The organism is Arthrobacter cupressi, from assembly GCF_900099975.1.
Lineage (GTDB): Bacteria > Actinomycetota > Actinomycetes > Actinomycetales > Micrococcaceae > Arthrobacter > Arthrobacter cupressi.
Map to the genome: position 1 here is coordinate 208,124 of NZ_FNEI01000003.1, position 13,238 is coordinate 221,361.

Sequence of the window (13,238 nt, forward strand, 5' to 3'; positions counted from 1 at the left end):
GGGGCGGGGGTCTATGCTCTGCGTAGCGCGCCGCAACCACAGCTAACGCAACAACAGACTTTGAAAGGACACACACTTGGCAAGCCAGGACTGGGTTGAGAAGGATTTCTACGCGATCCTTGGAGTTGCCAAGGATGCGTCCGACGCCGATATCAAGAAGGCGTACCGTAAGCTCGCGCGCCAGTACCACCCGGACACCAACGCCGGTGATGCTGCCGCGGAGAAAAAGTTCAAGGACATCTCCGAGGCCTACTCGGTGCTGTCCGTCCCTGAGGACCGCCAGCAGTACGACGCCATCCGGGCCATGGGCGGCGCCCGCTTCGCTCCCGGCGCCGGCGGGCGCGGGGGCCCTGCGAACGGCGGCTTCGAGGACCTCTTCGGCGGCCTGTTCGGCGGTGCCCGCCAGCCTGCTGGTGCCGGAAACATCCCGCCCGAGTTCGCGGACCTTTTCGGCGGCGGCTTCGGTGGCCAGACCGGATTCCAGCGCGCCCCCCAGAAGGGTTCGGACCGGACCGCCACCACCAGCATTTCGTTCAAGGGCTCCATCCAGGGCACCACGGTGAGCCTGCGCGAAAGCAACGGCAACGTCATCGACGTCAAGATCCCCGCCGGAATCAAGGACGGGCAGAAGGTGCGCCAGCGCGGCAAAGGCAACCCCGGCCCGGCGGGCAACGGCGACCTCATCATCACGGTGAGCGTCAAGCCCCATGATTTCTTCACCCGCGACGGCGACAACATTCGCGTCCACGTCCCGGTCACCTTCCCGGAGGCCGCGCTCGGCGGCGAAATCGAGGTTCCGACGCTCGACGGCAACCACGTGAAGCTCCGTGTCCCGGCCGGCACCAATTCGGGCCGCACGCTCCGGGTCAAGGGCCGCGGCGTCCACACCTCCAAGGGTGAGGGCGACCTCCTGGTGACGGTCGACGTCGTCGTTCCCCAAAACCTGCCGAAGGATGCCGAGGAGGCCGTGAAGGCCTTTGCCGCAGCGACGGCGGACGCCAACCCGCGCCAGGACCTGGCCGCCAAGGCCAGGCTGTAGGAACCGGCCATGGGCATCGACGTCAACCAGCCGATCTTCGTCATTTCCGTGGCGGCGGAGCTGGCTGACATGCACCCGCAGACGTTGCGGCAGTACGACCGGCTGGGCATCGTCTCGCCCAGCCGTGCCCCCGGGAAGTCCCGGCGCTACTCGCAGCGCGACGTCGACCGCCTGCGCGAGGTGCAGCGCCTCTCCCAGGAGGGTGTTTCGCTTGAGGGGATCAAGCGCATCATGCAGCTGGAGAACCAGGTGGCCGCGCTGCAGCTGCGCGTGAGCGAGCTGACCGAAGAACTGTCACGGCGCCGGGATCCGCTGGATGCGCGGATCTTCGCCGCGGGAGCAGCCGGCGACGTCGTCAGCCTGGCCCGCGGCCAGCGTCCCCGCCCGCGGTCCCAGGCCGTTGTGGTCTGGCGTCCGCGGGACTGACCTTCCTCAGAGGGCGTTCGCTCACAGTGTGATTGCGAAGATCAGTTGTTCCCGGCCATTCCTGGTCGCCTTCTTTTCCAGGTGCAGGCCCGCCTTCTCCGCCACCCGCTGTGAGGGAGCGTTCGCCGGATCGATGATGGCTATGACCCGTTCGATCCCTGAGTCGGCGGCGAACCGGAGGCACTCCTGGGCGGCCTCGGTGGCGTAGCCCTTGCCTTGGTGCGCGGTGACGACGTGGTAGCCGACTTCGACCTCCGCCGTGCCGTCCACGTGTTGGATGGTCAGGCCGCAGTCGCCGATGAAATTGCCGTGGTGGTCTTCCATGATCCAGAGGCCGAAACCGTGCTCGGCGTAGTTGCGCTTGTTCCAGTCGATCCAGCGCTGCGCTTCGACTCTTGTCTTCGGAGCAGGGTAGTAGCGCATCACTTGGGAGTCGCCCAGCAGGGCGGACATCTGCCCCAGATCATCGTCCGTCATGGGCCGCAGGCGGAGGCGGGCAGCCTCAAGGACGGTCACGATCAGGGCAACGGCTCAGCGGAGGCCAGCTTGACCGGGACTTCCTGGCCCTTCCACGTGCCGCTCAACGTGAGCTCTCCGGGCGTCGGGCCTGGGTCGATCGTCTGGCCTCGGTCCACCACGCGCGCAATCCGCAGGCGGAGCCCGCCGGCATCAATGACCGTCACCCCGCCGGCTGTAACGGGAGGCTGCGGCTCCAAAGCCGGGACCACGGCGTCGGGCGTTCCGCTGCCGTTGACTTCTGCCGTACTGGGCCTTGGCTCCAGCTTTCCGTCCACCTCAACGAACTGCTGGGCTCCTTGCCGGCCGGTAAGGATCGCCGTAGCCAGGGCTGCGACGTAAACCGGGTCAGCGCACGCATCGTAGACCCAGCGCTTGCCCAGGACCGAGTGTTCCATGGTCCCTACGAGCCACTCTCCGGCTCCGGGCAGTTCTGCGCCTCGGTAGCTCAGCGGGACGTGGTAGACGGTGGCCGCGTGGAGCACGAGATGGGTTTCGAGGCCCACCTCGCCGTCGGGATCGTCAAAGCGGTAGGCGCCCAGGATGGTGGGCCCGGCTGGGTCGCCTGCGATGAACCAAGGCTGCTTCGGCAGGTGCTGCGCGATGAGTTCGAGTTTCGAGGGAACCAGGGTCGCTATGTGGAGGATGGCCATGGGCACCAGCCTAGGCCAGGGGGGTTGCCCGTGGATGCCCGCTTCCGGTCCCGGTGCCCGGCTTGCGTACAATCGAACTTGAAACCGACAACTGAGGGACCATGAAAAAACTCACCACTGTTCTGCTCGCGGCCGGGCTTCTCGCCTCGGCCTCCGCCTGTACCGCGCCGAAGCTGTCCACGAAGGAAACCTGCGAGCGCCTCAACCTTGTTGTGTCCAGCGCGGCCGGGACCGGCAAGGCGTCCATGAACCGCATCGCCAACGCCATCCGTCCCATCGAGGCCGTGGCCTCCGAGGAACTGCGGCCGTCGCTGGAAGCCATCCTGGAGTACACCGACGAGTACGCCAAGGAGAGCCCGGACGAGCAGAAGCTCCAGGACCTCACCGATGGATACCAGCAGGCCGGCGCCAAGTTCAGCCAGGTCTGCAGCGGAGCCTAAGCCCCCGCTTTCGGCCGGAGGACGTCCGGCAAACGGACCATTCCCCGTCGCGTTCCACACGCGGCGGGGAATTTTCGTTTTAAGCGACGGAGCGGGCGCCCCGAGCAGCGCAGCAAAAGCCACGGTTGACGCATTCTCTATTTCCTATAGGATCTTTTGTGGGCAGCATCACAGAGCCCAAGGATCTACAGCGCAACGGAGCACTATGCCGATCGAGCAGCAGCACCCCTACACAGCCGAGACCTGGCCCATCGCCACCTGCCTCCACGGTTTCCGGGCAGTTGGCCGGGACGGCGTCGCCTTGCATGACGCTTCCGCCGAGGTGTGGGACGACATGTTCGCCCAGGTGGCCGACGTCGGATTCACCCTCGCGGAACTCGCCGACAGCCACGTCCGCCCCGCGGACCTGGAACCGTCCCGCCGCGACGAATTCCTCGCCGTGGCCGCAGCACACGGAGTCGGTATCCCCTCGGTCCACCTGCAGCGCCAAAGCGTCATCATGCCGGGGCACGAGGAACGCAACCTCGCGTACGCGCACCGCACCATCGACGCCGCGGCCGAGTGGGGAATGGAGGTCTTCTCCACTGGGCTCCACCAGCCGTTCAGCCAGCCCCAGCGAAAGGCGCTCTGGTTCTGGACGGCCCAGGGGCCCAAGGACCCGGACAACCGCGAGACATGGGACACCGCCGTCGGACGCATCCGCGAACTCGGCAAGCACGCCGCCGATCTCGGCCTGACCATGTCCCTGGAAATGTACGAGGACACTTACCTCGGCACCGCGGACAGCGCCGTCCGGTTCATCGAGGACGTCGGACTCGACAACGTGGGCCTCAACCCGGACGTCGCCAACCTCATCCGCCTGCACCGCACCGTGGAGGACTGGCAGGAGCTGTACGACAAGACCCTCCCGTACGCCAACTACTGGCACGTGAAGAACTACACCAGGGACGAATCCGCGGACGGCAGCTGGGCCACGTCGGTCCCGTCCACGATGGAAGCGGGCCTGATCAACTACCGCCAGGTGTTCCGTGACGCCGTGGCCGTCGGCTTCAACGGCATCATCCTCGCCGAACACTACGGCGGCGACAGCCTCGGCGTCTGCGCCACCAACCAGAAGTACATCCGCACACTGCTGCCCAAGGCTTAGGAGACACCATGAGCGAACCAATCATCGCCGTCGTCGGGTCCGGATATATGGGCGGCGGCATCGCCCAGGTCCTTGCCCTCTCAGGGGCGACCGTACGCATCGCCGACATCTCGGAGGAGGTGGCGCGGGCGAACCATGAGCGCCTGCTCGAGGAAGCCCGCCAGTTCGTCGCCGACGGACTTTTCCCCGCCGACGCCGTGGAGCGCCTTGAGCGGCACCTCTCGCCGTCCGCTTCGATCGAGGAAGCCGTGGCCGGCGCCGATTTCATCGAGGAGGCCGTGCCGGAGAAGCTGGAGATCAAGCACGCAACGCTCCGCCGGATCAGCGCCGCGGCGCGGCCGGACGCCGTCATCGGATCGAACACCTCGACCATCCTCATCGCATCCCTGGCCGAGGCCGTTGACCACCCGGAGCGGTTCCTCGGCGTCCATTTTTCCAACCCTGCCCCGTTCATCCCGGGCGTGGAACTCATCCCGCATCCGGGCACGGACGAGGCGGTGCTGCCCTTCGTGGAACGGATCGTCGCCGCCACGGGCAAGGAAACCGCCAGGGTCAAGGACGCCACCGGTTTCGTGCTCAACCGGCTGCAGTACGCGTTGTTCCACGAGGCTACCCAGATCGTGGAAGAAGGCATCGCCAGCGCCGAGGACATCGACACGATCGTGCGCACCACCTTCGGGTTCAGGCTGCCGTTCTTCGGCCCGTTCGCTATCGCGGACATGGCCGGCCTGGACGTCTACTCCTTCTGTTATTCGTCTCTGCAGACCCGCTGGCCGGAGCGTTTCGCCACACCGGAGTCGCTCCGCGGACTCGTGGACGCCGGGAAGTTCGGCACCAAGAGCGGTGCCGGCTACCTGGACGTGCCCGCCGAACGCACCCCCGAGCTGGTCGCCTACCGCAACCGCGCCTACGCGGCCATGAAGCAGCTGATCGACGAACTCGGCCCCGCCCCGATCCACCCCGCAACTCCCGCCTCGAACTGAATCTCCCGCCTCGAACTAAGGACACCATGAACGACTTTGCCCCGAGCCCCGCCTTCCCCGCGCAGCGCAGCGTCATCCTGACCGGTGCCGCCTCGCCGCGCGGCATCGGCCGATTCACCGCCCACTACCTTGCCGAACGCGGCTGGAACGTGGGCATCCTGGACCTCGATGCCGAGGCTTCGCAGAAGCTGGCCGCCGAGATCGCCGAGAAGCACGGCGTCGCCGCCGCCGGTGCCGGTGCCAACGTGGCTGACGAATCCCGGGTCCGCGCGGCCTTCGATGCCCTCGAAGCCGAGCTGCCGCAGCTGGTCGCCGTGGTCAACCTGGCCGGCGTCTCCTCCCCGGTCCCGTACCTTGAGGTATCCGCCGAGGAGTGGCACCGCGTCATCGACATCAACCTGCACGGCGTCCACCACACCACCAAGCGGGCCGTCGAAACGATGGTGCGCCACGGCGTCGGCCGCGTGGTGAATTTGTCCTCCGTCTCGGCCCAGCGCGGCGGCGGCACCTTCAGCAAGACCGCCTATTCGGCAGCGAAGGCAGGCGTCCTGGGCCTGACCCGCAGCCTGGCGCGGGAGCTCGGCCACCAGGGCATCACGGTCAACGCCGTCTCGCCGGGACCGATCGACACCGACATCATGGGCGGCACCCTCACCGACGAGCGCAAGGAGAAGATGGCGGCCGACGGCGTGCTGCCGCGCATCGGCACTCCGCGCGACATCGCCGCCGCCATCCACTACCTCATCGGCGAGGACGCCGGCTTCGTGACGGGCCAGACCCTGAACGTTGACGGCGGCCTCTACATGCACGGATGAGCGCCCGCCGCTGGTCGGCGGGGAGGATCGTGTTCCTCCTCGTCGGCGTCGCCCTGGTGGTCTTCGGCGCCGCCCAGATCGCCCCCGCCCTGTTCCAGTAACCCGTCCCACCAGCACCAATCCTTTCGCACGAACCCAACCCACCCCACGCAGCCACTCAAAGGAGAGCGGACATGTCCTCACCCGCGCAGGTCATCGACGTGCTCAGCACGAGTCCCGTGCTCAAGACGGCCATCAAGAAGGCCGCGAAGCATCTCATGCCGATGCTCATCATCCTGTACTTCGTTGCCTTCCTCGACCGCACCAACGTCGGATTCGCCGAAGCCGCCCTCAAGGTGGACCGGGGCGTTTCGGACGGCGCCTTCGCCCTTGGTGCCGGGATCTTCTTCATCGGTTACGCCCTCTTCGAAATTCCCTCGAACCTGCTCCTGAAGCGCTTCGGCGCCAAGTTCTGGCTGGCCCGCATCGCCGTCACCTGGGGCCTCACCGCGTCGGCCTTCGCCTTCGTCACCGACGAGACCATGTTCATCGTGCTGCGGTTCCTGCTCGGCGTGACCGAGGCCGGGCTCTTCCCGGGCGTCATCATGTACCTCGCGGCCTGGTTCCCCAACAAGGTGCGCGTGCAGATGTTCGCCCTGTTCTACCTGGCCCAGCCGTTCTCCCAGATGCTCGGCGCCCCGCTCTCCGGCGGACTCATCGCCCTGGGCGGTGCGACGGCCTGGCACGGCTGGCAGGTGATGTTCTTCGTTGAAGGCATGCTCGCCGTCGTCGCCGGTGTTGCCGCACTGTATTTCCTCATCAACTCGCCGCAGGACGCGAAGTTCCTCAACGCGGAGGAGAAGGAGGCCCTCGAAACCGTCATGGCCACCGAGGACGCCGTCCGCACCGAAGACGGCCCCAACGGCATCTGGGCCGCGATGGCCAACTGGAAGGTCTGGTACTTCACGGTCATCTACTTCTGCCTCCAGATCGCCGTGTACGGCACCACCTTCTACCTTCCGCAGCAGGTGGCCTCGCTGCTCGGCAAGAAGGTCGGCTGGGAAGTGGGCGTGGTCTCCGCGATCCCGTGGCTCGTGGGCCTGTTCGTCTGCTATTTCGCCGGACGTGCCGCCAACACGGTGCTCCGCCGCCGCAACTGGGGCACCCTCTGCTACCTGTCCACCGGCGTCTTCATCCTCGGCTCCGCCTGGGCAGGCGCCAACGGCCAGCCGATCCTCGGCATCGCCTGCATCACCCTCGCCGTGGCGAGCTTCCTCACCGTCGGCCCGATCACCTGGGCCTACCCGACGGCGTTCCTCACCGGTTCCGCAGCAGCAGCGGGCATCGGCCTGATCAACTCGCTCGGCAACCTCGGCGGTTTCGTGGCCCCGATCATGCGCACCAACATCAACGCGGGCGTGCCCACGCCGTCCGGGGCCTGGGGCGTCGTGTCACTCGGTGTGTTCGCCTTCCTCGCGGCGGCCATGCTGTTCTCCACGAAGTTCTTCAAGGGCGCCAAGTCGGACCGGTTGCTGGATAACTCGACAGTCGGCCACTGAATCCCCACCGCGGCTCGGACGGAGTACGACGGCGGCCGGTCACCCGAAAGGGTGGCCGGCCGTTTTGTCCTGGGTTGTTCGTGTTTCAGGCAGCTGTGTCAGCGCGCCGCGGTGTCCTGACGGGCACGCTCGCGGACTTTCTCGATGTGGTCGCGCATCGCGGCGGCAGCGGCGTCCCCGTCGCCGTTACGCAGCGCATCAAGGATCAGTCCGTGCTCGATCACGGCATCCGGGGCGTCGGTGACGCCGGCGTTGACGGTCTGGCGCATGCGGTGCACCCGGATCGAGATGTCCTCGGACATGTCCAGCAGGAAGGGGTTCCGGGTGCCTTCGAAGATGAGGTGGTGGAACTGCCAGTCGACGGCGAAGTATTCGCGCAGCAGGTCAACCGGCGCCGGTCCGCCGGCTGCGAAGGCCCTGCGCACCTTTTCGCCGAGTTCGCGCTGCTTCTCGAGGGTGGCGTCCAGTTCGGGCACGACGTCGGCGGCGTGGCCGGCAGCCAGTTCCGTGGCCCCGCATTCGAGCACGAGGCGGGCGTCGAACAGGGCTTCCAGTTGGCCGCTGTGGATCGGCGGGGCCACGCGGTAGCCCTTGAGGGCTTCACGGGTCACCAGGCCGGTGCGTTCAAGCTGCACGAGGGCTTCGCGGACCGGAGTGGGGGAGACCTTGAGGTCGCGGGCGATCACGTCGATCGAAAGGCGGGTGCCCGGGGCGATGTCCGAGGTCATGAGCATGTTGAGGATGAGCTCATAGACGCTGTCGCGCAATCCCTTGCGCTGCGGGGTGTTTCCCGCAAGGGGATATACGGTCTCAGACATCGGTTCCTCCTGCACCGATGCTATCAGCGGGGATGGTGCCGCTCCCGGCGCGGGACGGCTTGTGACCGGCGATGTTGCTCACCTCATCGAGGATGACGGCGACGGCGGCCGGGTCGTGGGCGAAGCGGCCCAGGAACAGTCCGTCCACGGCATGCGCGATCCGGCCCAGCAGCCCCGGACCGGCGCTGCCGCCATAGATGACGGCGGAACCGGCATGGGCGGGCAGGCCGCGCAGGTGCGCCCGTAGGGCCGCGCACACAGCCGCGATGTGTTCAGGGGCGGCCGGTTCCGGGGCGCCGATGGCCCAGTGCGGTTCGTAGGCCACGACCACAGGGCCGGACAAGCCGGACGCCCCGGCCGAGGCCAGGGCGTCGTCGAACTGCCGGATGCACTCGGCCGCTGCCCGGTCCGGGTCTCCCCGCTCCGGCTCACCAAGGCAGAGCAGGGGGACCAGCCCGGAACGCAGGGCTGCGGCCGTTTTGGCGCGGACGACGGCGTCGTCTTCGCCGAAGAGCCGACGCCGCTCGGCATGGCCGATCTCGGCCAGGACGCACCCCAGTTCGGCGGCCTGCCGCCCGCTGACTTCACCGGTGAACGGCCCGTGGTCCTCGGCGGCGAGATCCTGCACCCCGACCATCGCGACGCCGTCGAACACTTCCAGTGCGCCCGGCACGGACAGGAAGCCGGGCACCGCGAAGAGGGCGGCGTCCCCGCCGCGGACGGCCGGGTGGGTCCTGGCTATTTCGGCCACGGCCCGGCACCACTCCATGGTCCGGGCGTGGCTGAAGTACATCTTGGTGCTCGCGCCGATGAGGAAGCGGGGAAACTCCGCCACGCTCACACCCCTTCGTAGCTGCAGATCTCGCGGACCTTGTCATTGGAGGCGCTGGACGGGTCGAAAACGTAGCCGAGCCATTCGCGCACGTTCCGGCGGGCCTGCTCGATGCCGACCACCCGCTGCCCCATGCACAGGATCTGGGCGTCATTGGAGAGGATGCTGCGTTCCACAGAAAAGCTGTCGTGCGCGGTGACGGCGCGGATGCCCTTGACCTTGTTCGCGGCGATGGCTACGCCGAGTCCCGTGCCGCAGATCAGGATGGCGCGGTCCGCGTCGCCGCGCGCCACCATCTCCGCCGCCGCCGTGGCGACCGCCGGGTAGTTGGTGTGGCCGTCGGCCGTCACGCCGACGTCGGCCACCGAGGTGACGGCGGCGTTGCCTTCGAGGTCGCGCTTGATGATTTCCTTGTAGTCGAAGCCGGCGTCGTCCGAGCCGACGACGATGCGCCATTCGGGCATGGTTCCCTCCTTGGGTTGGTGGCTGTGGTCAGGCGGTGGCGGCAGCTGCGGTGTCCAGCACCGCGTGCACGCGCCGGGCGATGAGGGCGAGGGAGACCGCGCCGGGGTCGGGGACGCCGAGCGACTTCTCCCCGTGGGTGCGGGCCCTGCCCATGCCGGGCAGGAGGTTTGCGGTCGCCTCGGCGGCGGCCGTCGCTGCCTCGGCAGCTTCACGCCAGGCGTCGGCCAGCCCGTCCCCGGCGGCGACCCGCGCGGCGAGCGTATCGGCGAACGGGACGAGTGAATCCACCAGGGTTTTGTCTCCCACGGACGCCTTGCCGTAGGCCGTCACGGCGTCCTTCGCGGCGGCGAGGCCTGCCGCGACGAGGGCGCCGGTGGCGTGTTCGGCGTCGCCGAGGTGCTCGCCGAGGGTGCGCAGGATCAGTCCCCAGATCGCTCCCGACGTTCCCCCGCCCCGGTTGGACCAAGCATCACCGGCCCGTTCCAGCAGAGTCTGTGCCCCCGCCCCGCGGGCGGCCAGAGAGGAGGCGACGGCGGCCGCCGCGGCGGTGCCGCGCTGCATGCCGATCCCGTGGTCGCCGTCGCCCGCTATTGCGTCAATGCGCCCCAGCTCCGCGGCCTCGTCGTCGATCGCGAGGCGCATGGCCTCCAAGGCCGCCGCGATCCGTGCGGCCGCACGGCGGGAGTCTTCGCTCGATTCGGGCAGGGCGTCGTCTTCGGCCGGCCGCGCGCCGCCGCCGTCGTCCGTTACCGGTTGGAGGGAGGCGACGTCGACGGCGCCGGTCCGGAAGGCGGGCGTGTCCGCGGGCGCGAGCCACAGGCGCTCCAGTTCCTCGTCAAGCCAGAAGAGGGTGAGCGACACCCCGGCCATATCGAAACTGGTGCAGAACTCGCCCACCTGCGGGTCCACGAGCTCCACGCCGGCGTCCTCCAGGAGTTCGGCAACGCGGGAGAAGACCACGAACAGTTCCTCGCTCTTGACCGAACCGAGGCCGTTGAGCACCGGAACCACCCGGGCTCCGCGGGCCGTGATCCCGTCCGGGAGTTCGGCGGCGCCGAGGAGGTACCGGATGAACAGTTCGGCCAGGCCCGCGGCGCTGGGGATGTCCGTCAGTTCGATGCCCGGCTCGCCGTGGATGCCTAGGCCAATGGCCATCCGGCCCTCCGGAACCGTGAACAGCGGGGTCTCGGCGCCGGGCAGGGTGCAGCCGGAGAAGGCGACGCCCATGGTGCGGGTGCGGGCGTTGGCAGCCCGGGCGACCCGTTCGACGTCGTCGACTCCGTACCCTGCCGCGGCGGCGGCGCCAGCGGTCTTAAACACGGTGAGGTCGCCGGCGATCCCGCGGCGCCTGTGCTGCTCGGCGGGCGGGGCGCTGAAGATGTCGTCGGTGACGAGGACGGTGCGGCAGTCGATGCCGTCCTTCCGGACCGCTTCCTGGGCGGCGCCAAAATGCAGGACGTCGCCGGCGTAGTTGCCGAAGGTGAGGAGGACGCCGCGGCCCTGCTCGCTGGCGCGGACCACCGATTCCACCTGCTGCGCGGAGGGCGAGGCAAAGAGCTGGCCCATCGCGGCGCCGTGCGCCAGTCCCGGGCCGACGAGGCCACCGAAGGCGGGGTAGTGGCCCGAACCGCCGCCGATGACGACTGCCACCTCGGGCTCGGCGGAACGCGTGGAGCGGGAAACGCCCCCCGGGACGCGGCGCACCCATCGGCCGTTGGCGCGCACGAAGCCGTCCACTACGTCGTCAGCGAATGAAGCGGGGTCGTTCCAGAGCCGGGTCATCAGGTCTCCTCACCGTCAAGTGCCACAAAACATGTTTCCTATAGGATATTGGAAGAGTTGTAGGCGCCGTCAAGTGAGGACGTTGAAGATAAGGATTCCCCGCCGCGTTCGAGCCGCGGCGGGGAATCGTATGTTTAGGTGGCGGCGCCTGCGAGCTTGCGCGGGGTGTTGTCGAAGACGTCGCGCAGCTTGAAATGCTGCAGCTTGCCGCTGGGGTTGCGGGGGAGTTCGTCAACGAAGAGGATCTCGCGCGGGTATTTGTAGGGGGCGATCGTCCGCTTGACGAAGTCCTGGATTTCCTTGAGTTTCGCGTCCCCGGCGGGGACGCCGGGGCGCAGGACGATGAAGGCGCAGACCACCGCGCCCCGGGTCTCGTCCGGGACGCCGATGACGGCGTTCTCGACGACGTCCGGATGCTGGTCGATCGCGGCTTCCACCTCGGGGGCGCCGATGTTGTAGCCGGAGGAGACGATCATGCTGTCCGTGCGGGCCTGGTAGGTGAAGTAGCCGTCGTCGTCCCTAGTGAAGATGTCGCCCGTGACGTTCCAGCCGTTGATTACGTAGTTCGCCTGGCGGGGGTCGTCCAGGTAGCGGCAGCCGGTGGGGCCTGCCACGGCCAGCCTGCCTGGCTGGTTCGGGCCCAGTTCCTTGCCGTCGTCGTCGAGGATCGCTGCCCGGTAGCCAGGGACCGCCTTGCCTGTGGTGCCCGGCCGGATGTCGTCGCCGGCGGCCGAGATGAAGACGTGGAGCATCTCCGTGGCGCCGATGCCGTTGACCAGGCGGAGGCCGGTGGCTTCCCGGACCGCTTCCCACGTCTCCCGCGGCAGGTGTTCGCCGGCGGAGACCGCAAGGCGCAGCCCCCGGAGGAGGTCGCCCTTGCCCTCCTTGAGGATGGCCCGGTAGGCGGTAGGAGCCGTGAAGAGAACCGTGGCCCCTGCCGCGGCGGAGGCTTCGGCCAGCTCGACCGGGGTGGCGCGTTCGGTCAGCAGCGCCGAGGCGCCGAACCGCAGCGGGAAGATAACCAACCCGCCCAGTCCGAAGGTGAACGCCAGCGGCGGGGAACCGGCGAACACATCCTCCGCCGTGGGCTGCAGGATGTGCCGGGCGAAGGTGTCCGCGATGGCGAGGACGTCCCGGTGGAAATGCATCGTCACCTTGGGAACCCCGGTGGTGCCCGACGTCGGACCCAGCAGCGCGACGTCGTCGGCGGCGGTTTCCACCGCGGTGAACTCGCCGCTCTTGCCGGCGCAGCGGGCGGCGAGGTCGCCGTCGTCGTCCGATCCGTAGGACAGGACCGCGACGTCGGCGCCCGCCGCATCCGCCAGCTCGCCCAGGAAGCGGTGGTCGGAGACCGCGAGGACGGGTTTCGTCAGTTCGATCAGGGTGGCGATCTCTCCTGAACGCAGCATCGGCATAGTGGTGACGACGACGGCCCCCGCCTTGAGGACGCCCAGCCAGGCCGCGGCGAGCCAGGGATTGTTCGGCCCGCGCAGCAGGACCCGGTTGCCCGGAACCACCCCGAAATCCTCGCTGAGCACCTGGGCGACCTGGTTCGAGCGCAGTTGCAGCTCGCCGTAGCTCCAGACCTCGCCGTCGGGAGTTCGCAGGGCCGGCCGCTCGGCACCGTAAGTGGCGACGGCGTCGTCGATCAGGGCCGCGGCGGCGTTCAGTTTCGCCGGGTACTGGAGCCCGGGCAGCGTGAATTCAAGGGTGGGCCAGCTGCCGGCGGGCGGCAGGTGGTCACGGGTGAAACTGTCCACGTGGGCCGATGTCGTCATTGTCAT

General features: G+C 68.3%; 14 protein-coding genes. 7 read left to right on the forward strand and 7 right to left on the reverse strand.

Translation table 11 applies throughout. The annotated features are described in order from the left end of the window. The first annotated feature begins 76 nt into the window (after positions 1-76). Entirely contained in the window at positions 77-1,039 is a 963-nt protein-coding gene (locus BLP88_RS05160) for a DnaJ C-terminal domain-containing protein (protein WP_074587462.1), read from the forward strand. Between the two features lie 9 nt (positions 1,040-1,048). After that, positions 1,049-1,465 carry a heat shock protein transcriptional repressor HspR gene (locus BLP88_RS05165; protein ID WP_074587463.1) on the forward strand — a complete coding sequence of 139 codons (417 nt, stop codon included), beginning with the start codon at positions 1,049-1,051 and terminating at the stop codon, positions 1,463-1,465. Between the two features lie 21 nt (positions 1,466-1,486). On the opposite strand, the gene BLP88_RS05170 is transcribed toward BLP88_RS05165, so the two are convergent. After that, positions 1,487-1,981 (reverse strand): GNAT family N-acetyltransferase, encoded by a 495-nt coding sequence (locus BLP88_RS05170; protein ID WP_281186786.1) that lies wholly within the window; start codon positions 1,979-1,981, stop codon positions 1,487-1,489. Between the two features lie 2 nt (positions 1,982-1,983). Further along, on the reverse strand, positions 1,984-2,634 hold the full coding sequence (locus tag BLP88_RS05175; protein ID WP_074587466.1) for a CG0192-related protein: 651 nt from the start codon (positions 2,632-2,634) through the stop codon (positions 1,984-1,986). A 101-nt stretch (positions 2,635-2,735) separates the two neighbouring features. Between BLP88_RS05175 and BLP88_RS05180 the strand changes: the two genes are divergently transcribed. From BLP88_RS05180 to BLP88_RS05200, 5 genes are all read left to right on the forward strand, one after another. After that, a complete protein-coding gene (locus BLP88_RS05180; RefSeq protein WP_074587468.1) occupies positions 2,736-3,074 on the forward strand; it encodes a hypothetical protein in 339 nt (112 codons plus the stop codon). A gap of 205 nt (positions 3,075-3,279) precedes the next feature. Beyond that, on the forward strand, positions 3,280-4,221 hold the full coding sequence (locus BLP88_RS05185; protein ID WP_074587470.1) for a sugar phosphate isomerase/epimerase family protein: 942 nt from the start codon (positions 3,280-3,282) through the stop codon (positions 4,219-4,221). A gap of 8 nt (positions 4,222-4,229) precedes the next feature. Then, positions 4,230-5,204 carry a 3-hydroxyacyl-CoA dehydrogenase family protein gene (locus BLP88_RS05190; protein WP_074587472.1) on the forward strand — a complete coding sequence of 325 codons (975 nt, stop codon included), beginning with the start codon at positions 4,230-4,232 and terminating at the stop codon, positions 5,202-5,204. 26 nt (positions 5,205-5,230) lie between these two features. After that, complete coding sequence (locus BLP88_RS05195; protein ID WP_074587474.1) at positions 5,231-6,019, forward strand: SDR family NAD(P)-dependent oxidoreductase; 789 nt, start codon at positions 5,231-5,233, stop codon at positions 6,017-6,019. A 173-nt stretch (positions 6,020-6,192) separates the two neighbouring features. Next, the gene (locus BLP88_RS05200; protein ID WP_074587476.1) at positions 6,193-7,557 is read left to right on the forward strand and encodes an MFS transporter; all 1,365 of its coding nucleotides are present in this window, start codon (positions 6,193-6,195) and stop codon (positions 7,555-7,557) included. A gap of 98 nt (positions 7,558-7,655) precedes the next feature. Here BLP88_RS05200 and BLP88_RS05205 read toward each other — a convergent pair whose 3' ends face one another. The 5 genes from BLP88_RS05205 to BLP88_RS05225 all read right to left on the reverse strand — a co-directional run bounded on the left by BLP88_RS05205 (position 7,656) and on the right by BLP88_RS05225 (position 13,238). Next, positions 7,656-8,375, reverse strand: coding sequence for a GntR family transcriptional regulator (locus BLP88_RS05205; RefSeq protein ID WP_074587477.1), 720 nt, complete (start codon positions 8,373-8,375; stop codon positions 7,656-7,658). Then, positions 8,368-9,210 (reverse strand): triose-phosphate isomerase family protein, encoded by an 843-nt coding sequence (locus BLP88_RS05210; protein ID WP_245679774.1) that lies wholly within the window; start codon positions 9,208-9,210, stop codon positions 8,368-8,370. Before BLP88_RS05210 ends, BLP88_RS05205 begins: the two co-directional genes overlap by 8 nt. 2 nt (positions 9,211-9,212) lie before the next feature. Further along, positions 9,213-9,671 (reverse strand): ribose-5-phosphate isomerase, encoded by a 459-nt coding sequence (locus tag BLP88_RS05215; RefSeq protein ID WP_074587479.1) that lies wholly within the window; start codon positions 9,669-9,671, stop codon positions 9,213-9,215. 28 nt (positions 9,672-9,699) lie between these two features. After that, the gene (locus tag BLP88_RS05220; RefSeq protein WP_074587481.1) at positions 9,700-11,454 is read right to left on the reverse strand and encodes a dihydroxyacetone kinase family protein; all 1,755 of its coding nucleotides are present in this window, start codon (positions 11,452-11,454) and stop codon (positions 9,700-9,702) included. A 134-nt stretch (positions 11,455-11,588) separates the two neighbouring features. Then, positions 11,589-13,238, reverse strand: a complete 1,650-nt coding sequence (locus tag BLP88_RS05225; RefSeq protein ID WP_074587483.1) for an AMP-binding protein — start codon at positions 13,236-13,238, stop codon at positions 11,589-11,591.

Bases quoted from the DNA above. Each gene is read 5' to 3' on its own strand.
- BLP88_RS05215 (WP_074587479.1), bottom strand. From the start codon at position 9,671: ATGCCCGAATGGCGCATCGTCGTCGGCTCGGACGACGCCGGCTTCGAC.
- BLP88_RS05185 (WP_074587470.1), top strand. From the start codon at position 3,280: ATGCCGATCGAGCAGCAGCACCCCTACACAGCCGAGACCTGGCCCATC.
- BLP88_RS05220 (WP_074587481.1), bottom strand. From the start codon at position 11,454: ATGACCCGGCTCTGGAACGACCCCGCTTCATTCGCTGACGACGTAGTG.
- BLP88_RS05165 (WP_074587463.1), top strand. From the start codon at position 1,049: ATGGGCATCGACGTCAACCAGCCGATCTTCGTCATTTCCGTGGCGGCG.
- BLP88_RS05180 (WP_074587468.1), top strand. From the start codon at position 2,736: ATGAAAAAACTCACCACTGTTCTGCTCGCGGCCGGGCTTCTCGCCTCG.
- BLP88_RS05200 (WP_074587476.1), top strand. From the start codon at position 6,193: ATGTCCTCACCCGCGCAGGTCATCGACGTGCTCAGCACGAGTCCCGTG.
- BLP88_RS05190 (WP_074587472.1), top strand. From the start codon at position 4,230: ATGAGCGAACCAATCATCGCCGTCGTCGGGTCCGGATATATGGGCGGC.
- BLP88_RS05195 (WP_074587474.1), top strand. From the start codon at position 5,231: ATGAACGACTTTGCCCCGAGCCCCGCCTTCCCCGCGCAGCGCAGCGTC.
- BLP88_RS05175 (WP_074587466.1), bottom strand. From the start codon at position 2,634: ATGGCCATCCTCCACATAGCGACCCTGGTTCCCTCGAAACTCGAACTC.
- BLP88_RS05205 (WP_074587477.1), bottom strand. From the start codon at position 8,375: ATGTCTGAGACCGTATATCCCCTTGCGGGAAACACCCCGCAGCGCAAG.
- BLP88_RS05225 (WP_074587483.1), bottom strand. From the start codon at position 13,238: ATGACAATGACGACATCGGCCCACGTGGACAGTTTCACCCGTGACCAC.